This is a genomic window from Fulvivirga ulvae (assembly GCF_021389975.1).
Lineage (GTDB): Bacteria > Bacteroidota > Bacteroidia > Cytophagales > Cyclobacteriaceae > Fulvivirga > Fulvivirga ulvae.
Genome location: NZ_CP089981.1, coordinates 2,912,911 through 2,934,623 on the forward strand (window position 1 = coordinate 2,912,911; position 21,713 = coordinate 2,934,623).

The 21,713-nt window shown below is 44.9% G+C and carries 14 protein-coding genes; 5 read left to right on the plus strand and 9 right to left on the minus strand.

Features of this window, described 5'->3' with window-relative positions:
• Window positions 1–144: 144 nt before the first annotated feature.
• From LVD17_RS12195 to LVD17_RS12230, 8 genes are all read right to left on the minus strand, one after another.
• Window positions 145–1,287 carry an alpha-hydroxy acid oxidase gene (locus LVD17_RS12195; RefSeq protein WP_233767110.1) on the minus strand — a complete coding sequence of 381 codons (1,143 nt, stop codon included), beginning with the start codon at window positions 1,285–1,287 and terminating at the stop codon, window positions 145–147.
• Window positions 1,284–1,613, minus strand: a complete 330-nt coding sequence (locus LVD17_RS12200) for an L-rhamnose mutarotase (RefSeq protein WP_233767111.1) — start codon at window positions 1,611–1,613, stop codon at window positions 1,284–1,286. Before LVD17_RS12200 ends, LVD17_RS12195 begins: the two co-directional genes overlap by 4 nt.
• Window positions 1,610–2,908: an L-fucose:H+ symporter permease gene (gene fucP / locus LVD17_RS12205; RefSeq protein ID WP_233767113.1), complete on the minus strand. Its 1,299-nt coding sequence runs from the start codon at window positions 2,906–2,908 to the stop codon at window positions 1,610–1,612. Before fucP ends, LVD17_RS12200 begins: the two co-directional genes overlap by 4 nt.
• A 10-nt stretch (window positions 2,909–2,918) precedes the next feature.
• On the minus strand, window positions 2,919–3,701 hold the full coding sequence (locus LVD17_RS12210) for an L-fucose dehydrogenase (protein ID WP_233767114.1): 783 nt from the start codon (window positions 3,699–3,701) through the stop codon (window positions 2,919–2,921).
• Between the two features lie 2 nt (window positions 3,702–3,703).
• Entirely contained in the window at window positions 3,704–4,531 is an 828-nt protein-coding gene (locus LVD17_RS12215) for an amidohydrolase family protein (RefSeq protein ID WP_233767116.1), read from the minus strand.
• A complete protein-coding gene (locus tag LVD17_RS12220; RefSeq protein WP_233767118.1) occupies window positions 4,528–5,376 on the minus strand; it encodes a fumarylacetoacetate hydrolase family protein in 849 nt (282 codons plus the stop codon). The genes LVD17_RS12215 and LVD17_RS12220 overlap by 4 nt, the downstream gene beginning before the upstream one ends.
• A 71-nt stretch (window positions 5,377–5,447) precedes the next feature.
• The gene (locus LVD17_RS12225) at window positions 5,448–6,227 is read right to left on the minus strand and encodes an SDR family NAD(P)-dependent oxidoreductase (RefSeq protein ID WP_233767120.1); all 780 of its coding nucleotides are present in this window, start codon (window positions 6,225–6,227) and stop codon (window positions 5,448–5,450) included.
• A 36-nt stretch (window positions 6,228–6,263) separates the two neighbouring features.
• On the minus strand, window positions 6,264–7,871 hold the full coding sequence (locus LVD17_RS12230) for a UxaA family hydrolase (protein ID WP_233767122.1): 1,608 nt from the start codon (window positions 7,869–7,871) through the stop codon (window positions 6,264–6,266).
• A gap of 117 nt (window positions 7,872–7,988) precedes the next feature.
• Between LVD17_RS12230 and LVD17_RS12235 the strand changes: the two genes are divergently transcribed.
• A complete protein-coding gene (locus tag LVD17_RS12235) occupies window positions 7,989–8,999 on the plus strand; it encodes a LacI family DNA-binding transcriptional regulator (protein WP_233767123.1) in 1,011 nt (336 codons plus the stop codon).
• A gap of 252 nt (window positions 9,000–9,251) precedes the next feature.
• A complete protein-coding gene (locus tag LVD17_RS12240) occupies window positions 9,252–9,599 on the plus strand; it encodes a hypothetical protein (RefSeq protein WP_233767124.1) in 348 nt (115 codons plus the stop codon).
• A 243-nt stretch (window positions 9,600–9,842) separates the two neighbouring features.
• Here LVD17_RS12240 and LVD17_RS12245 read toward each other — a convergent pair whose 3' ends face one another.
• On the minus strand, window positions 9,843–13,211 hold the full coding sequence (locus LVD17_RS12245; protein WP_233767125.1) for a ligand-binding sensor domain-containing protein: 3,369 nt from the start codon (window positions 13,209–13,211) through the stop codon (window positions 9,843–9,845).
• A gap of 636 nt (window positions 13,212–13,847) precedes the next feature.
• On the opposite strand from LVD17_RS12245, the gene LVD17_RS12250 reads away from it, so the two are divergent.
• The 3 genes from LVD17_RS12250 (at window position 13,848) to LVD17_RS12260 (ending at window position 21,700) form a co-directional block, all read left to right on the plus strand.
• Entirely contained in the window at window positions 13,848–16,217 is a 2,370-nt protein-coding gene (locus LVD17_RS12250) for a T9SS type A sorting domain-containing protein (RefSeq protein WP_233767126.1), read from the plus strand.
• Window positions 16,218–17,364: 1,147 nt separating this feature from the next.
• The gene (locus LVD17_RS12255; RefSeq protein WP_233767128.1) at window positions 17,365–18,018 is read left to right on the plus strand and encodes a hypothetical protein; all 654 of its coding nucleotides are present in this window, start codon (window positions 17,365–17,367) and stop codon (window positions 18,016–18,018) included.
• A gap of 346 nt (window positions 18,019–18,364) precedes the next feature.
• Complete coding sequence (locus LVD17_RS12260; RefSeq protein ID WP_233767130.1) at window positions 18,365–21,700, plus strand: two-component regulator propeller domain-containing protein; 3,336 nt, start codon at window positions 18,365–18,367, stop codon at window positions 21,698–21,700.
• Window positions 21,701–21,713: the final 13 nt, after the last annotated feature.

The following is a 21,713-nucleotide window of genomic DNA, read 5'->3' on the forward strand; positions in this document are numbered from 1 at the left end:
CAATCCTGTTACTTATTATAATTTGTATTTTTTGATTATACAATTTAATATATTTAAGTGTAGCTGCCGCTTTGTTAGCTGTTTATTTTTTTGGAGATATAATATTATCATTTTGACACGCAGGTGAATGGAGACACTCTGCACTTACCTCTCCAAAAACCGCCCAAAATCCTGCACCCGTTCGCAACAAACCTGCTCCATTACCTGCTGCAACTGTGTTTTGAGCAGGGAAATGGCATGGTCGCCACCCTTACTGCCCAGAGCAGCTACACTGTACATAAACGTTCTGCCCAGAAATGCAAATGAAGCGCCTGTTGCCAGTGTACGGGCAATATCAGGGCCGGAACGAACTCCACTGTCCATCATCACCTTGATCTGGTCTCCGTACTTCTCTGCAATGGTCTTAAGCGGTTTTATTGTCGACTGCCCGGCATCCAGTTGGCGGCCACCGTGGTTGGACACAATGATACCATCCAGTCCGAGTTTAATGGCTTGCTCGGTATCCTCTTCGCAGGCCACGCCTTTCAGCACAATCTTGCCCTTCCACATGTCACGGATAGGAGCGATTTTTTCTTCATTTAGCCTACCTGAAAAGGTGTCGTTCATAAACTTGCCGAGCTGTTTCAGGTCTAGCCCTTTGGGCATGTAAGGCCTTAATGTTTCAAAGTTGGGCTGTCCGTTGATTAGCGTACGTAGCGCCCATTCCGGTTTGCCCATAATCCGGAGGATGTTGGACAGCGTCATTTTCGGAGGCATGGCCAGCCCATTGCGGATGTCCCTGGGACGGAAGCCGAAAGTGGGCACATCACAAAGCAGTACCAGCACCGGGCACCCGGCGGCTTCAGCCCTGCGGATCATATCATCACGGAGTCTGTTTTCTGCGGGATGGTACAACTGAAACCAGGCCTTGCCCTCCGTAAGCTCACTGGCGCGTTCAATGCTCATAGTGGTAACCGTGCTGAGAACGAACGGAATATTATGTTCATGGGCCGCTTTGGCCAGTATTTCCGGAGCCTTGGGCCACATCAGCCCTTGCAACCCTACCGGAGCAATCCCGAAAGGTGCATCATAAGTATGGCCAAACAGCTCAGTCTTCATTTCGGACATGGTATGTTTGGAAAGGTACCTGGGGATAAGCTGCACATCCCTGATCTCCCTCGTATTCCGGTCAAGGTTTACATCCTCATTGCAGCCTCCATCGAGGTACTCAAAGGCAAACCGGGGGATTTTCCTGCGAGCCCTGTTCCTTAGGTCTTCAATAGCAGGATATCGTGTATCAAAGCTCATAATTCAAATATTTTTTCCATGAGTACCCATTTTTCATCTGTCTGGGCAAAAGGCAGTCGTTGCTGATATTGATCCATCAGAGTCTCCCATTCCTGAACCTTGGGGTTGTCTGCATCCATCTTTCGTTTCTTTTCAAAAGTAAAGGAAGCATCCACCTCCATGATCATAAATAACCTGGTATGGATATGGAAAATTTCCATTTGCAGAATCCCCGAATCACGGATACTCCTGATCACCTCCGGCCACACTTGTTGGTGGTATTCAATGTACCGGGCTATCAGTTCAGGGTCATTTTTCAGATCAAGCGTGAGACAGTAGCGTTTCATGCCTGAGCGGTTTTAATAGTTACTCTTTTGCCATAGAGGGCAATTACCGCAAAACATATCGCAGGAAGAATAAAAGAAAAACTTACTTCCGGAACTCCTAAGATCCTGATGTCTGCATATCCGGCCCCGCCAAGGTCAAGCACTGTGCCCTGTAAGGTAGGCATTAATGCCCCACCGACAATGGCCATGACCAAACCCGCGGCACCGATCTTTGATTCATCTTCGGTGAGGCCATCCAGTGCAATGCCGTAAATGGTCGGGAACATCAGCGACATGCAAAATGAAATAGCCACCAGACAATACAACCCTGCTATACCCGTGAGGAATATGGTGCCTAAAGACAAGCCAAGAGCTACTAAAGAAAAGGCTGTTAACAATTTTCCGGAGTTGATATATTTCATAAGGAATGTGCAGAAAAAGCGGCCGAAAAAAAAGCAAATGAAAGCAATAAACTGATAGTTGCCTGCTTCCTCATCGCTGATGCCAATTGTGTCCGCATAATGGTAAATGTAGGTCCAGCACATGATCTGAGCACCTACATAAAATGCCTGAGAAATCACACCCTCCACATATTTTGATTTCTTTACAAGTATTTTGATCGTTTTCCAGGGGCTTTGGTAGAGGTCTCCTGATTTGACCCGTGGCATTTTGCTGGCTACAATCAATACCAGGATCAGTATTACGCCCAGTCCCAGGGCTACATAGGGTGTCCGGATTACCATGAGGTCAGCCGTGGTGACGGCCGCTTTTGCAGAATCAGACAGTGAAGAGAAATCGACATTATCTGATTGAAGTTTTTTTAATACTAATTGTTGGGCAACCAACAGACCTCCGAGCAGGCCAACCGGGTTGAATGATTGAGCCAGATTCAGACGCTGAGTGGCTGTAACTTTATCACCCATGGCCAGAATGTAGGGGTTGGCTGTGGTTTCCAGAAAGGCCAGCCCGAAGGTGAGAATATATAGCCCCGCCAAAAAGAATGCAAACTGCTCCGTAACGGCTGCCGGGTAAAACAATAAAGCGCCCAGGGCATAGAGGCTCAGCCCTATAATGATCCCTGTTTTGTAAGAGTACTTTTGGATGAACAAGGCCGCTGGCAGCGCCATAGTGAAATAGCCTCCATAAAAAGCCAGTTGTACCAGAGAGGCCTGAAAATTGTCTAGCTCAAGCACTTTTTTAAAAGCAGTCACCATAGGGTCTGTCACGGCGTTGGCAAAGCCCCAGAGAGCAAAGAGCGATGTGATAAGAATAAAAGGCAGCAATATCTTTTTTGATACTAAGGGTGGTTTATTCATGTTCATAGGTTTAGGTTATTGCACGGTCGAGGTGAACATAGCCACCATCTACTATTAGCCACTGGCCCGTGGTGTGAGAGCTACGTTCTGATAGCAGGAACACTGCTGTTGAGGCGATCTCTTCAGCAGTCGTCATCCTTTGCTCCAGTGGTATTTTGCTTATGATTTTGTTAAGCTTAGCCTCCGGGTTATCAAAAGTACTGATCCAGCTTTGGTATAAAGGTGTCATTACCTCTGCCGGAACGATGGCATTTACACGGATGCCAAAAGGGGCAAGTTCTACAGCCCACTCTCTGGTCAGCGCCAGTTGGGCGCCTTTACTTGCAGCATAGCCCGAGGTGCCTCCCTGACCAGTAAGTGCTGTTTTTGAGCTTATATTTACAATTGATCCTTTGGAGATCTTTAAGTGGTCAACCGCATAGTGTACAAGGTCGTAATAATGTGAAAGGTTGGTCATGAGTGACTTCATGAATTTTGCCGGGCTGCCATTGATCAATCCTGTACCATCATTAACACCGGCATTATTCACGATTCCATCAATTTTGCCAAAAGTGGCAACGGTTTCATCTACTATCTGTTTGCATACATCCTCTTCTCCCAACTCCTGATTGATCACGTGGCACCGGCCTCCCCGGGAGATGATCTGCTGTTGAACTTTTTCTGCAGCATTGGCTGACCGTCCTACAATGACAGGGACAGCACCTTCATGGGCAAGCTCCAAAACAATGGCTTCTCCAATTCCTTTAGCGCCTCCGGTAACAATAAATACTTTGTCTTTTAAATTTAGATCCATAATTACGTTAGTTTATAAAAATTTGAGGCTGTCTTTCCCATGATCCAATCCTGCTCTTCAGAACTGAGGACAGAGACGGCCGATTGCAGTGCTCCGATGATACGGCCATAACTGCCGGCCACAAGGCATACCGGCCAGTCGGAACCATACATAAGCCGCTTTGGGCCAAAATGTTCCAGACAAAAGTCAAAATAGATCATAAAGTCCTGCTCTGTCCAATGCTGCCAGTCAGCCTCAGTAGCCATGCCGGATAGCTTTACGTGTACATGGTCATACTCACTGAGTATTTTCATATACTTGGCCCAATGGTCGAAGGACTGCTTCCTAATATCCGGTTTGCTGATATGGTCGATCACCAAAGGCATGGCAGGCAGGCTCCTGACCAATTCCAGGACGTCATCAAGCTGGGTTTCGTTGGTCAGTATGTCGTAGGTCAGCCCATGCTTCCCAACGCTTTTAACGCCCTCAACGAAACGATTTGAAGTCATAAACCCTTTTGGTTCGGCCTGGAGGATGTGCCGGACACCTTTGAAATGTTTGTTTGCTTTGAAATAGGCTAATTGCTCTTCCAGGTCAGGTTCTTGCAGGTCCAGCCAGCCAATCACACCCTTGATCCAATCGTGGGTAGCGGCCAGTTCCAGTAGAAAAAGAGTTTCATTTTCCGATTGGTCTGCCTGCACGGCCACACACCCGTCAAGGGCATGCTCGTCGAGCAGCGGTTTGAGGTCCGTAGGCATAAAGTCCCTGCGGATCACCTGCATGTCGTCCGTGATCCAGCCCTCTTTTACCGGGTGGTACTGCCAGAAATGCTGGTGAGCGTCTATTCTCATGCCTGCCAGTCGATTACTTCCTGCCTTGAACTTCCCAACCCGTCAATACCCAGCTCTACCACATCACCGGCTTTCAAGTATACCGGTGGTTTGAAACCAAGCCCAACACCTTCTGGTGTGCCGGTGGAAATAATATCTCCTGGCATCAGGCTCATAAACTTCGACAGGTAAGCAATCACCTCCTGCACATTGAAAATGAAATCATTGGTATTTCCATTCTGTACCTTTTTGCCATTCAGTGTAAGCCAGAGGTTCAGGTTGTTTGGGTTCTCAACTTCGTCTTTGGTGACCAGATACGGGCCCAGCGGAGCAAATGTATCGCAACTTTTACCTTTTACCCACTGGCCGCCACGCTCAAGCTGGAACTCGCGCTCACTGACATCGTTGTGCAGTACATAGCCGGCCACGTAGTCCAAAGCCTCTTCCTTGCTTACGTAGTTGGCCCTCTTGCCGATCACTACGGCCAGCTCTACTTCCCAGTCGGTTTTTTTGCTGTTTTTAGGGATAACAATATTGTCGTTTGGCCCAACAATGGATGACGATGCTTTGAAAAACACTACCGGCTCTTTCGGCACGTCCATGCCACTCTCAGCCGCATGCTTTTGATAATTGAGCCCGATACAAATAATCTTGCCCGGACGTTTTACCGGGGCGCCGAGTCTTACCTCATCGCTTATCCTGGAAGTAGTGGCCGGATCAAATTTTTCCTGCAGAGTAGCAATGCCTCCTTCGGTAAAAAAATCCTCGTCATAATCTCTTACTATCCCGCTTACATCGTATCGTACACCTTCATGTTCCACACCTGGTTTTTCAGAGCCAGCCTCTCCAAATCTTATTAATTTCATTTTTTATGTTGTTCTAAAATTTAGTATTGTATTTACTCTGACAGGTTTCAAAAACCTGTCAGAGTAAATACTTAAGTATTCAAAGTCACGAAGCCGCCGTCAATAGCAAAGTCACTGCCCGTAATGAAAGCGGCTTCATCAGAGCATAGATAAAGTACCAGTGAGCCTATTTCATCAGGCCTTCCCATGCGGCCGATCGGCTGGGTTTTGGAAAGTGCATCAAACATTTCCTTCTCATTTCCGGGGTAGTTTTTGGAAAGGAATCCATCTACAAACGGCGTATGCACCCTGCCTGGAGAGATGCTGTTGCAGCGAATGCCATAGCTCAGGCAGTCTTTGGCTACAGAAAGCGTCATGGCATGTACGGCACCTTTGCTGGTAGAATATGCAAACCGGTCAGAGATTCCCACATGAGCAGCCACCGAAGACAGGTTGACGATAGTTCCACCACCTGATTTCATAGCTTCGACGCCGGTTTTCAGTGTATTGAAAACACCTTTGATGTTGACCTCACAGATCCTGTCGAAATCTTCTGTCGAGGTATTCAGTACATTGCCAACATGGGCTATGCCCGCGTTATTGATGAGTATGTCCAGTGCGGCTCCTCCCAGTGCTTTCCGGAATACGGCCTGCACGTCTCCGGCATCAGCCACATTGCACTTCCAGTTATTGGCTTTGCCATTTTCGGCTTCTATTTCCTTAACCACTTTTTCAGCGGAAGTTTCATCAATATCGAGAATGTGGGCTTCTGCACCATGGGCAGCTAAAATAATGGCTATGGCCCGGCCTATTCCACTCCCGCCACCGGTAATGATGGCTTTCTTTCCAGTTAGATCAAATGTTTTTTTCATGCCTTATTGCTTTCTTATCAACTAAGAGTGTCATGTTTAAAGGGACACGCCTCTTTTCCAGGGTATAAAATCGTTTTGCTCCAAAGCCATGGCCTTCGTTTCTTCACCGCTGGCCACGGCAATAATTTTTTCCAATAATTCCTCGCCTACATCTTCGATCGTTTTAGTGCCGGAAATGACTTCTCCGGCATTTACATCTATCAGGTCACTCAATTTTTCACTCAAGGAGTTGTTGGTCGAGATCTTTATTACAGGGGTGACCGGGTTACCGGTAGGTGTGCCCAGTCCCGTGGTAAACAGGATTATATTAGCTCCTGAACCAGCGAGACCTGTAGTTGACTCCACATCATTGCCGGGGGTGCATAAAAGGTTGAGACCTGCTCTGGTAACAGGCTCAGTGTAGTCCAGAATATCACTGATGGGTGCTTTTCCTCCCTTTTTTGCAGCTCCAGCAGATTTTATGGCATCGGTGATCAGGCCATCTTTAATATTACCCGGAGAGGGGTTCATGTCAAAGCCTGAGCCGACTGATCTGGCCTGCGATTCGTAGGCACGCTGAATAGTTACGAACTTTTCGGCAAGAGCCGTAGAAGTGCACCTGTCAACAATGTTTTGTTCAACGCCATTTAGCTCAGGGAACTCACTCAATATGGTAGAGCCGCCCAATGCAGTTATAAGGTCAGAAGCATGCCCTACTGCCGGATTGGCCGATATGCCGGAAAAGCCATCAGACCCTCCGCATTCCAGCCCCACTACCAGCTTGTCTAAAGAGGCGGGCTGACGGGTGATGGTGTTTGTTTCCTTCAAGGCATCCAGGGTCTGATCGATGGCTTCTGAGATCAAAGCCTCTTCGGAAGGCATTTTTTGCTGCTCGAAATAAAGCACGGGCTTTTGTGTGTTCGGATACAGCTCTTTTTGGATTTCCTGAAACCAACTGATTTGTGCATGCTGACATCCCAGGCTGAGCACGGTTGCACCTGCCACATTGGGGTGGTTTACATAACCTGCCAGCAATCTCAGCAAAGCCTCAGCATCTTGCCGGGTGCCACCACAGCCTCCCTGATGGTAGAGAAACCTGATCCCGTCTATGTTTTCAAATACCCGCGATTTAGCAGGTGCGGATTGCTGAACAGCCAGTGACAATTTTTCGCTCACAAGCGCTTCATATTTATTGGGTCGATAATAACCCAAAGCCTTGATCAAAGCTTCCTCAATAACTTTCAGGTTTCTGTTCTCACAAAAAACCAAAGGCACAAAAAGCCAGTAATTGGCCGTGCCTACCTTGCCGTCAGGGCGGTGATAACCGCTGAAAGTCCTGTTTTTCCAAGACGTCACATCAGGTTGTTCCCAGTGGTAAGCGGTTCGGTTATCCACGGTTATAGGATCGGCAAAATGAGTGATATTTTCGGTGGTAAGCAGATCACCGGCCCTGAGGTCTGTATTGGCTTTGCCTACCGGTACGCCGTACATGATCACTTTTTCGCCTTTACTAAGGTCGGAGATAAGGAACTTGTGTTTTTGTGGAACGGCTGTTGCAAGCCTTATTTTTGAGCCTTCAAAAGAAACCTCTCCCGGAGCCAGGTCTATCAGGGCCACCAGTACATTGTCCTTATTGTCAACCTGTATGAATTGTGTCTTTTCCATGTGCTTTATGTTCAATAGCGGAGTTTTCAGGGATTACATATTAAGATATTAAAACGGTCATAGTCAATTTATTGATAGTTTAGTTGTTGCGCACACGTGTGCGCAGTATCTTTAAGTATGGGTAAATATGTGACGATTGCTGAGATAGCGAGTCAACTTAATGTCTCACACTCCACAGTTTCGAGGGCATTGAACGGCCATGCGCGCATCAGTGAAAAGACGCGCAAACAGGTTGTGGAGCTGGCCGAGCGCCTGGGGTATCAGTCCAATGCGGTGGCACACCGGCTCAGTAAAGGGGAGAGCGGGATCATCGGCATTATTGTACCTGACCTTTCGATACACTTTTTTACCAAGGTTATAGCAGGCATACAACCCGTGTTGCAGCAGGCGGGCTATGAAATGATGCTGTTCAATACGGCTGAAAGCATCGAGCAGGAGGTTAGGGCTATAGAGCAATGCCTTAAGTACAGGGTTGATGGCGTATTGGCCGCCATTTCCATGAAAACCAATGCCTTCACACATTTTCAAAAGTTGCTGAGGTATGAGGTCCCCCTCGTTTTCTTCGACAGAGTGGCCAACTTCCTGCCTGTGCCTAAAGTGGTCACCAATGACTATCAGGCGGCCAGCGATGCAACACGCTACCTGATCAGCTCAGGCTGCCGGTGTATTGCCCATATTACCGCCAGCATTAACCTCAATAACAGCAACAACCGACTTTATGGGTATTTGGATGCACTCAAAGAAGCAGGTATGCCCGTAAAAGAAACCTTGATCCACTATTATGAATTTGACAGGGAGTCGATCGCGCTATTTTTAGAAAAGGCCCTCAAACAACATCCTGAACTTGATGGCTTGTTTGTTTTTAATGATTATGTAGCTAATTATTCTGTGAATGTGCTGCAAATGCTGGGCAAGCAAATTCCTGCTGACATTTCCGTGATTGGCTTTTCAGACGAGCCTGTAGCCACTTACATGACACCCCAGCTCTCAACCGTGCAACATGGTGGTGAGAAAATGGGAGGATTGGCTGCTCAAAAACTCATATCAATCATCAAAAAAAATGAGTCGGTGGATGGTGAGAAGATAATGATTAATCCTGAATTGGTGTTGAGGGGCACTACGAGATAGGTATGGCCGGCTGTACGTAACCTACAATCCAAGTAAACCCTGGGCTGACCAAAAGACATAAGTAAATGTGATCTGGCTCATGTTTTTTAATGTTGCAGGGTACGTCTTTGTAGAGAATTGAAATTTCAGCATTTACAGTGAAGCGGTTAAAACAAGGCATTCTTTGGATAAACGATATTCGGATCGTTACCTTATTCCCTTGCGCTGCCCATTATTTGGGTCGGCTACGAGGTCATCGCATTTGCCATAGCATTGTTTTCGACCTGCTCAGAAGATGCCGACCCGAAAATAACGGCCGATACTTCCGGTCTTGAGCTACTGCACGAACAGGTGGTGAAGGATGCCGACCTTGTAATTGAAGTCTACAGCCCTGAAACGTCATTTTCGGGCTATAATGAATTGTGCTTTTTACTAAAAAAAGCATCCGACGATGCCCTTATTGAGAATGCCTCCATTACCATGACTCCTATGATGGCTATGAGCGATCATTCCCATAGTACACCCACTATACAGCCTGCCGAAAGCGATCAGCGTGAGGCGTTCAGGCAGGGAGCAGTTGTTTTCACCATGCCGAGTGGTGATATGGAAAATGGATGCTGAACTTAAAAGTAGCAGGATTGAAAAGTGAAAATGAGGTGACCTTTTGATTTTGAAGTGCCTGTAATTTCTAAAGAGGCTTCTTACCAGGCCCAGGATACCAAATACAAGACTACGGTTAGAAAGGTGTTGCCAATCAGTCTCACCCATAACCTAGTCATATTCGGTACAGGTTTGATTATGCTTGTAAAATTTAAACTGAGTGTTAGCGTATATAACCCGCCTTCATCAATACTCACCAATTAGTCAGGCCTTATCTTCAGTAATTTGCACGATCTGTTCTTCCATTTTTTGTTTGACTTTGAAATAAACCCGGAAAGTAGTGCCTTTGTCTACTTCACTGTCTACTTCAACATATCCTCCCAGTGTAACAGTTTGTGTTTTGACCAGGTATAATCCCATACCTTTGCCTTGCGCATGCTCATGAAATTGGGAATATAATGTAAAGAGTTTATCCCTCGCCGTAGAGAGGTCTACACCCACGCCATTATCAGTTATTGAGAGGCACATGAAGTTACTCTTGATATCAGTGTTCACCTTGATCACTGGTGCCCTGTCCGGATGCCTGTACTTTATGGCATTGCTTATGAGGTTGATGAGTATACTTTCAAAGTAAGATTTTACAGTATTGATGTGCGTGCAGGCTGAATAGTCTTCTTCAAAGCGGGCCTTGGTCTCCTCTATCTCTTTACTCAAATGGTCTTTGATCAGCTCCATTTCGTCCCTGATATTAATGTTACTGACTACAGCCGTATTGTTTCTTTTAATATCCAGGATGAGGGACAGGTCTTTTACCACCTGATCACATTCCTTAGTGGCTCTAACCAGTTTTTCAGATATCTCTTTGGCTTCTTCAACCTTATTTTCGCCTGTCAACTTAAACAACCTGCCCAGGCCGAGTATCCTGGCAATAGGAGCCCGCAGGTTGTGCGCTGCCATAAATGCAAACTGCTCCAGTTGCTGGCTATATTCCACCAGGGCTTTGGTCCTGTTTTTTACTTCGCATTCAAGCCACTCATTCTGTTGTTTTATCTCTTCATTTTGTTCCTCGATGGTACGCTGGCTGGCCATCAGTGCTTTTGTTCTTTCATCTACCATCCTTTTCAGCAGCTTATTGCGCTTTTTGATACTGCTCATTCTCAGTCTGTAATATAGTATGGTAGCACCTATCAATAAGGTAGCTCCAATCAGTCTGGCCCACCAGGTTTGCCACCACGCAGGGAGTATGTGTATGGTTAGAGATGCGCCCTCTTCGTTCCATAATTGGTCATTGTTAGAGGCCTTTACCCTGAAGGTATATGTACCGGCATCCAGATTGGTAAATGTGGCTGTTCGCTGGTCGTCTACATAGTTCCATTCCCTGTCAAAACCCTCAAGCTTATAGGCATATTTGTTTTTATTGGTTGAAGTGAAGTTAAGGCCTACAAAACTGATCGAGAAAAAGTTGTATCTGTGGGGCAAAGTGATCTTCCGGGTTTCGGTTATGTTGCGCTGCAAAATGCCTGTATCATCGTCAATGGAGACTGACTGGTTGAATAATTTTAACCCGGTGATGTAAACCGGTGGAGTATACGGATTGTCGTTCAGGCTATCGGGATGGAACACGTTTACCCCGGTGCCCCCGAAAAACATCCATCCATCACTATTTTTAAAAAAGGAGTTAGATTTAAAGCTATTGCTTAGCAAACCATCACTGATATCATATTTTTTAACAGAACCGTCTTCAGGGTTAAAACGCGCGATGCCTTCATTGGTGCTTAGCCAGAGGTTCCCGTGGTCATCTTCCAGTATACCGTTAATAACGTTATTGGGAAGTCCGTTTTCTGTAGTGTACTTTTTTACAAGCTTTTTATCGATGATCAGGTGTAAGCCTTCTGTAGTTCCAACCCATACACCTCCTTTTTTGTCTTCGGTGATACTGCACACAAGCCCGCCTACCAGACTGGCGCCATTGTTCAGATGACCGCCAAAGCGTGTTATTTCACCCGTATCAGGGTTATACCAGGTTAGCTCCTCTATGGTACCTACCCAAATGGTATTTTGACTGTCTTCATATATGATCCGGACATAATTGTTGAACTCAATACCTGTTGTGTGGGTCTTAAAAATACCGTTATCCCGATCTTCGAGTAAATTGATCCCTCCATAGGTACCGAAGAGCATCCTGTTTTTTTTTGACTCTTCACAGATGGAAAATACATTAGGATCGGAAAGACTTTCAGGATTATTTTTATCAGGAAAGTAATTGATAAACTTACCTTTTACTTCATCATACCTGCTTGTACCTTTTGACCATGTGCCAAACCACATTTGGTGCTCTTTGTCTTCATAGATACATATTACCGGGTCTGTCGCAAGCCCCTCTTTGGGGCTTATATGCCGGAAATGATATACTTTATCCTGATCCTTCATCACTACACCTTCTTCGGTGCCCAGCCAAATACGTTTTTTTGAATCTTGTCTGATAGCATTCACAACATTGTTTTCCAGAGGTACATCAAGCTCCGAAAACTTATATTTTAATTTATCATATACACATAGTCCCCTCGAGTATGTACCAACCCATATACGGCTTTGTTTGTCCCGGTAAAGGGCATGGATAGAATTATCCACTACGGAACTGGGATCATGCTTATCATTAATAAATGTCCTGATGGTATTCGCCCTGGTATCGAGGCGGCTGAGGCCGCCGTTTTCTGTTCCCATCCAGATGTAATTTTCATCTTCGCAAAGGGTCAGGATATTATTGACCCGTAGCCCTTTGGGGTCATCGGCTTGTACAGTATAATTTGTAAAATTACCAGTGGTAGTGTCAAGTTTGCTCAGGCCGTATTTTGTGCCAATCCATATATTCCCATGGACATCCTCGATGGCATGGTTAAATTCGTTGCTGATTATGCTATTTGGATCAGAGTTGTCAGGCTGATAACTGATCGTGGAGTTGGTATCGGCGTTCCATTTGAAAAAACCAATGGTACTCACTCCTATCCAAAAGGTGTTTTTAGCTGCTGCCGGAATAAATGAAGATACCGGACGCATGGAGTTGATAATGTCGTAATGCTGCCATTTACCAGTACTACGATCCAGTTTTGCTGCAAAAGCCACCGGCCATCTTATGCCTGTAACCCACAGGTTCTTGTCTGCATCTTCTGTGATTTGGCTTACCTCGCAGTCCTGGGTACAGATTTTAACGCGGCTAAAGCGGTCTTTTTCCCTATCGTAAGTGTGCAGCCCACCATTGGATGTGCTAACCCACAGAGTCCCTTCCCGATCTTCATAAATGTGTAAAATGGAATTTCTTTCTAATGTGTTGGAGTCGTTTGGGTGGTTGCGGTAAACAGAATATTCATAACCGTCAAACCGGTTTAAACCATCATACGTCCCTACCCATATAAACCCTCTCGAATCTTGAAAAATGCAAGTAATCGAGGAGCTTTGAAGTTCAGTGCCTTCATTGGGCCTGCTAAACTTGACCTTTTCCAGGCTGAACTGGGCCACCACAGTTGTTGCCTGTAAGAAGGCAATTAGAAGATATACAATATGATGTTTTTTATTCATTTCGCTTCCCGAAACCTTTTTTGTTCTGTAAGTGCCAGAACAGCAACTTGTTCTCATGTGGTAAATCCGCTGAGGGTTAGTTTACAGCAGGAAAACAAAAGGATTCAAATCTTACTTAATTTAACTTTTAATTTTATCATTAAAAACCCCGGTTATTTATTCATTATCAATTTCTTATTATAAACATCACGAGGTGGTGAATCGTGCCTTATGGGGGACTCTGGGAAATCATCCTATGAATAAGAATAACCAACCGGGCCAGACAGATTTTACTTTACGTATACCTTCGGAAAAAGTTGATAGAGTTTTACTGTTCTGTGTCAGAAGATCTGCACCAGCCGAAGTCTCATCAACCTGTCAGGGCTAAGTTGGACTCGTTGTGATGCATGGTGCAAAGTCAACTAACAGGGCTACACTTTTTGCTGACAGATTTTACCCTTCTAAGGTTACACAAGTCACTTTTCCTGCTATGGAAAGCGCTGAGATATGTTCTGCCTGAAACCACCCATCCCCCGGCCATTTACCAGCCTGTTAACTGAAGTAATCGTGATTGAATAATTGCGGTGCTTAGTACGGCTATAGGAAGGTTATACCTCCAAATATTGCTCATGTGACTTTCCAGTTATGTTTTCACCGCTTTTCTGTAGGGATGTCACTAATATTACCGCTCAACCAAACCTAAAACCAACAATTATGAAAAAGCTTTATTTTAACCTAAAGCTCAGGGCTTATGTATTTTTCTCCTTTACAGTGGCCTTGATTTTATTCGTTTTTTTCTTTTCGTCTACGGTTCATGCTCAGCAGCCTTTGAGTATGAAAAAGGTCTCCTATGCGTGGAATTACTTAGAGCAGGGAGATAAAGACCCAACAACCTTACGTCAGGAGCGGGATCATATTGTGGAAATACCCGGTGCTACCTGGCTTCGTCTTTATTTTGAGAATGTAAACCTGGGTAGCGAAAGCTATGTAAGGCTTACCTCTTTGCTTGACGGTGCCGTGCAGGTACTGGATGCCGCAAAAATGGCACAATGGAGCAACAGCAGTGCCTACTTCAATGGAGACCAGGTAAGGATTGAAGTTATTTCCAAAGGTGGAGCTGATATTTCTATTTCTGTTAAAGAGGTGGATGCCGGAGAACCTGAGGTGGGTACATTATCTCAATGTGGCCCTACAGACGACAGAATACCTTCCGCAGATGCTGCCATAGGACGTATTGTGCCTGTGGGATGTACAGGCTGGATCATCAAGAATGGAAAGATGGTAACAGCCGGGCACTGCACGGGTAGCAGCATGCAGGTGCTCGAGTTCAATGTACCACAGTCCAATTCCAACGGTAGCATCGTGCACCCTGCACCGAGCGACCAGTATACGATCACCAGCGTAGTGGACGGGAGCCTAGACTGGGCAGTATTTGAAACATCCCCCAACAGCCAGACCGGTCTCACAGCTATTGATGCTCAGGGAAAATCATTTGACGTAAAGCAAGTCAATAGTGCCGGTACCATCAGGATTACCGGTTTCGGTGTGGATTCGGGCACAAGGAACCAAACGCAACAAACGCATTCAGGGCCTTACTCGAGCTCTACCAGTACAAAACTTTACTACACGGTAGATACTGAGGGAGGTAACTCGGGCTCTCCGGTTATCGATGAAAGTACGGGACACGCCATTGGTGTACATACACATGGCGGCTGCGGCTCTTCCGGCGGAAGCAATTCTGGTACCAATGCCAGGGTAGCCGAATTTTGGAATGCCATGGGATTGGACACTACGCCTCCGGATCCATGTCCTACCACTATCAGTTCCTTTCCCTATACTGAAAGTTTTGAAAGTGGTATAGGTGCCTGGTCGCAGCAGAGTGGTGATGATCTTGACTGGACACGTGATTCGGGCGGTACACCTTCCAGCGGTACTGGCCCTGCCTCCGCAGCCAATGGATCGTATTACCTGTATGTAGAAGCTTCCGGCTCCGGGTACCCCGGCAAAACCGCACTTATCAATATGCCATGCTTTAATGTATCAGGGTTGTCACAACCTTCATTGACCTTCTCTTACCACATGGAAGGTACATCTATGGGTAACCTCGTGGTAGAAACAAGTACTAACGGTGGCAGCTCCTGGTCTACAGCATGGTCGGTTTCAGGAAATCAAGGCTCGGCCTGGCAAAGTGCATCGGTGAACCTTCCCTCTTCCAGTGGGCTTTCCATACGTTTCAGAGGCACAACTGGAAGCAGCTGGAGCAGCGATATTGCCATAGACCAGGTTGCGGTTAAAGAAGCAGATGGTGGTTCTACTTGTGAAACGATCAGCTTTACCGGTGTAACGTTCAGTTCTTACAGTGTTGCGGATGACGGTAACTATACCGTGCTGGATGATGCCACCGTACTTTTAGAGGATAACACGTGGAGGTCAATAGCCCTGAATTATACCGTGACGGCCAATACCATACTGGAGTTTGAATTCCGCAGTACCAGTGAAGGAGAGATTCACGGGATTGGTTTCGATACGGATGCCAATACAGCCAGCGATGCCACGTTTCAAGTGCATGGTACGCAGAACTGGGGTATTACCAATTACAATAACTACTCTGGTACCAATTGGGTGAGCTACAGCATTCCGGTAGGTGACTTCTATACTGGTACATTTAACCGGCTATTCTTCTCCAACGACAATGATGCAGGAAGTGGCAACAACTCCTACTTTAGAAATGTACTCGTCCATGAAGGCAACTGTACGACAGCGGCTATGGCCAAGGCCACAGCCAGGTCTTCTTCCGGTCAGGTGCCTGAAATTGCCGATGAGGGCGAAGAAGGTTTTGTCGCAGCCGAAATGAGCATTTTCCCTAACCCGGCGCTGGACATTATCCATGTCAACTTTGCAAAAGCTGAAGGGCAATGGGACCTTAAAATTACCGGTCTGGAAGGCAAAGAGTACTTCCGCACTACCGGTGCCACCAGTGAAGGCCGTATCTCCGCCAACGTATCCGGTCTGCCCGATGGCGTTTATATAGTCTCATTGGAAACAGAAAAAGGAAAAGTATATCAGAAAATAGTAAAGCAGTAGACGATTAGGAGAGTAAATTCGTCTTTTTTGAAAGCCTGAGCTGGGAAGCTCGGGCTTTTTTTGTGACTCCACCAGACTTTGAACCTGATTCAGCCGCTTGTAGTAGGCGTGCTTTTAAATGTTAAATAGATTAAAAATTTACAATCCCGTTAAAGGAATCATTCATGATTTTTACAATATTTAAGTACCCAGATAATTTAATCAACCATAACCGGTGATGAAACGAGGTGCTACTCAAGCTAACAGAGAGCTCATGGCTTGTCTTGCCTGACCTAAATATCAACTACACCTCAAGGGCTGATCGAAAAGACTATTTCATTACGAGATGCCGTCACGGCATTGCCAGCCATAACAAGCTGGTTCTGGTAATCAATTCATTTTAAGAGTAATTAAATTTTGCCCTTGCCACCAATCAGCCAAGCTTTACTTTTGGAAGTTTAGTAAAGCTGCGGTTAAGTTACTCAATACTCAAATCTCTATACTCAAGTCTGGTACATGTGCCTTATATGCTGATAATGTTAATTTTTGAAGGAAAAAGTCAACGATAGTTGTGAACGTAACTGAAAATTAAAGGCTGGTCAGTTACCGGACTTTTTTTGCTTTTTAGATTTTTCAGCCGGAGCAACGAGCGGGATTGTCACCAAAGATAGAGTAATTTTGCGAAACCACCATCAATATTGTGTTTATTTAATATTTAATTGATTTTTGTGTTTTTGATTTTTATGTTTTACATACCAGTTTATTTATGGGTACGACATCAAAATGAATAGAGGTTTTTGGTATTTGTTTAACCTACTAACAAAACGCACATATGTCAATAATTTTACTACGCTCTTGTCCAGTGCTTTAACAGAAAAAAACTGTCATGTTTAGTGCTTAAGCCACTAAAATCAGTTTTAATTGATGATTTAATTGACTAATTTTAATTAAAACAATCCGGGAAAAGAAACTGTCTTTGCAAGTCTGAATATTGATTTAAGATCATGGGATTTGATTAGAATTAATGTGCGGTTAAGTCAGATCTGAGATTCTTTATATGGTAGTATCTATTGCTTCCGTACTGGATATTCTACGTTAAATTATTGTAACTATTTATTTAATAAATTGTATAACGTTGCGCATTTAGGCAACACAAAATTTAACTATTATGTCAGTAGAAACGAATCTATCTCCCCAAAAAACAAGTGCAACGCACTTGAGAATTCATTTTCCATCTACGGTAAATTTTGCAGCTGCTGAACCAGGTGCAGAATCCGGTTTTTCCGTTGAATCCGTTGGTACCGGCTCATTCACCGGTTTGGCTTACACTGTTCCTGCACACACAAAGGGAACCTTAAAAGCTAAAATCCAGGTGATGGCTCTAACCTCTGCCGATATTAGCGAGCTCAACGGTATGGTAATGAATATGCTGGCTGCCAGCGAAAAGTCAAAAATTGAGTCCTATCAGCGTATTCATGCTTCTGCAAATCTTAGCTTTTTTGGCTTCCTGTCAGGTGGTGGCGAGGCTTCATATGATAGGGTTGACAGGTCAATGAAATCGCTTGGATTAACAGAGGATCAGATCAGTACTATTATTGATAAAATGTTCCAGGCTGCACAAAAAATGTCTCACGTTGAACTTGATTTCACTATTGACAATACTGCAAACGATTACAGTGTATCCGGTGATTTGCAGTTGTATACAATAGCGGGTCAGATTAGCTCCAAAAAGGGAACCACACAATACAGAATGCTGGCTGATCAGGGTACTGCAGGAAATGGTAGTGCTAAGGCCACTGGCAAGGTTATCCCATTGTCATAGTTTCCGGTTCGTGATGTGTCGCAGGGACTTTTAAGGGATTTTTAGTGATGGAAAAGGGCCGCTCAAGTTACTCTTGAGGCGGCTTTCTGCCAATATGCATATCTAGGTATCAATACTTGTATCTTTCTCACAATAAAGTACATGCGAAAGCAAATGGGCAAAAATACATTGCTTAGGTCGCCTTACCTTTGCTATCATTGCAGTTGATCTTAACTCAATTTTTTCTACGACGGCCTTGTCAGGTCAGTTTTTGCATTTGATTCCCTTCAGGGATTGATTTTTTATGAACTTAGGAAAATACACACTCTTTTTATCTGCTTTTGTTATTTTATACTTGCTTTCAATTTTGCAGTTACAGGGACAGGGTGATAATACCCGGTTTGAACACATTTCATGGGAAGAAGGTCTTTCCCAGGTGACGGTACAGTCCATTATTCAGGATAGCAGAGGCTTCATGTGGTTTGCCACTGAAGATGGTCTGAATAAGTACAACGGGTATGAATTTACCATCTACAGACACAATGCGGCCGATTCCGGAAGCCTGTGTTCTAATCGTGTCACCGATTTGTTTGAAGATAGTAGAGGCAGATTATGGGCAGGCACAAAATATGGGCTGAGCCGCTTCAATAAAAATTCCCAAACATTTGTCAGCTACAGATATAATTTAACAGATAGTAATAGCCTGAGCAATAACATGATTAATGGCATTGCTGAAGATCGTTCGGGCAATATATGGATAGCAACGCCGGCCGGGCTGAATAAATATATCTCTGACAGCGACAATTTTGACAGGTATGATCTAACTTCAACTGATTCCACTGCCCAAAGTGATAATTTTATCAATGATATAGGTATAGATCTCAAAGGCAACCTCTGGCTGGCTACTGTCGGCGGATTAAAGTGCTTTGACCCTTCGACAAGCAGATTGGTTGCTTATACTTTTGACGCGGGAGATGGTCTGAAGTATAACGACAACCAGTTGATATCGCTATTTATTAACAGGGATGAAGGGACAATTTGGCTGGGCACTGCACATGGGTTGTACAGCTTTGACCCTGAAAAGGAAAAGTTTACAGCACATTATCATCCGGATTATCGACCTAATGTACCTGAAAACCATATATTTTCCATTTCTCAGGACAATCAGGGCAAAGTATGGTTTGGCACTATGGGAGGAGGTTTGTACGGTCTTGATAGTCATGGGAAACAATTCTCTCATTATGTGAAAAACAATCAGGATCCATACAGCCTTAGCGATAATGCCATTGTTGAAGTGTATATTGATAGGCTCGGCTATGTATGGTTGGGCACGCAGGCCGGAGGCATAAACAGAACCAATGGTCAGGGACAGAATTTCAGGGCTTATTATGAGCATACGGGTGATGAAAACAGTTTGAGTGGCAGTACTGCCTGGGATATTTTTGAAGACAGTGACAGCCTCCTATGGGTAGCAACGGACCAGGGGCTCAATAGCTACAACAGGGAGTCGGGACAGTGGAGAAACTATAGCCCGGAGTATGAGCGAAGCGCCTCCAACCGTAAAACCATATGGTCTGGCTTTGAAGACAACTCAGGAAGCATCTGGATAGGTAAAAACGGCGAAGGCCTTGGAAAGCTGAATAAAGAAACAGGAGAACTTACATATTACCACGATGATCCCGACAAACCCGGCAAAAGGGTATGGAACGTTTGGAGGGTTAGAGAAGCAGAAAAGGATTTTTTATGGATAGCTACTTTAGGTAGTGGATTAAAAAAATTCGACAGATCAACGGGCAAATTTATACATTATACGCATGATCAGGCCGATGACAGCAGCTTGAGCAATGATTTTGTCTGGAGTATGCTGATGGATGGTGATATCATGTGGTTGGGTACCGGAGAAGGTCTTAACCGTTTTGATATCAAAAACGGGAAGTTTACCCATTACAAACATGACCCGACAGTGACCGGCAGCATTAGCAACAACAATATATACGCTCTGCATGAAGGTGACGACGGTATATTATGGGTGGGCACAAACAACGGCCTGAACAAGTTTGACAAAACCACAGGTACTTTTAAAGCCTATCAGGAGCAGCATGGGTTGGTCAATAATGTGATCTACGGTATTCTGGAAGATGGCAACGGATATTTATGGCTAAGTACCAACAAAGGCCTTTCAAAGTTTGACCCTCGGGCTGAGGTTTTTAAAAACTTTGATGCAAGCGATGGCTTGCAGAGCAATGAATTTAACGCAGGAGCTTATTATAAAACACAGTCGGGGGAAATGTGTTTCGGAGGTATAAACGGGTTTAATATTTTCCATCCTGATAGCATTCGCGACAATCTGGATGTTCCGCCTGTGGTAATTACCAGCTTTGAGATTTTCAATAAGCCCGTACCGATCGGCGAAGACTCTCCTCTGAAAAAGCATATTACCGAAACAGACGAAATTGCACTTTCATATGATCAGTCCGTTTTTTCATTTGGATTTGCAGCATTGAATTATACCAGCCCTGAAGCCAACGAATATGCTTATATGCTGGAAGGTTTTGATGAGGATTGGTATAATGTTGAACACCGGAGATTTGTGACCTACACCAACATACCACCGGGAACTTATACTTTTAGGGTAAAGGGTTCTAACAATGATGGTGTATGGAATGAAGAGGGTACCTCCATCGTAGTGACTATTGTACCACCGTTCTGGCAGACCTATTGGTTTTATACTTTGTTGATTGTTGCTGCTGTTTTGCTTGTGGTCATTATTTTTCAATTACGCCTGCGGAACCTCCGAAAAGCAAGAAAGCTGCTTGAAAAACAGGTGGATAAGCAAACCAGGGAACTGAAGCAGGAAAAGGAGCGTGTAGTAGCACATAATGAGCGACTCAATGACGCTCTTCATGAGCTGAAGGAGGCCCAGACGCAGCTGGTACAGTCGGAGAAGATGGCATCACTGGGCCAGCTGACAGCGGGAGTGGCCCATGAGATCAATAACCCTGTAAACTTTGTGTCTGCCGGGATAGATTCCCTACGGGTAGATTATGAAGATATACTGGCACTGCTTAACCGATACCGTGCGGGAGCGTCTGTAGACGAAATTGAGAAGTTTGAAAAAGAAATAGCATTTGAAGATTTGCTGGAAGAAATAGAACATCTGTTTGGCGGTATTAAAGACGGAGCGGTGCGAACCCGGGAGATTGTCAAAAGTCTCCAGAGCTTTTCTCGTCTGGATGAAGGCAATCTGAAGCGGGCATCTATTAATGAGGGAATAGAAGCCACACTTGTAATTTTAAAGAGTGGTTTGGAAAATAGGATAGAGGTGGTTAGGGATTTTGGTGACTTGCCCGAAATAGAGTGTTACCCGGGACAGATCAACCAGGTATTTATGAATATTCTCTCCAATGCCATACAGGCTATAGATGGGCCGGGTATGATCAGGATATCTACCAGCACTGAAGATAACCATGTGGTCGTAAAAATCGAAGATTCCGGGAAAGGCATTTCTCAGGAACATTTGAACAAAATATTCGATCCCTTTTTTACTACTAAAGATGTCGGACAGGGTACTGGCCTCGGGCTGTCAATATCATATGGTATCATAGCCAGGCATCATGGTAAAATTCTTGTCAAAAGCCATTACGGTGAGGGCACTACTTTTACAATCAGGCTGCCGGTCACCCCGGTGGTTCAAACTATTTAAAATAAAATAGCTG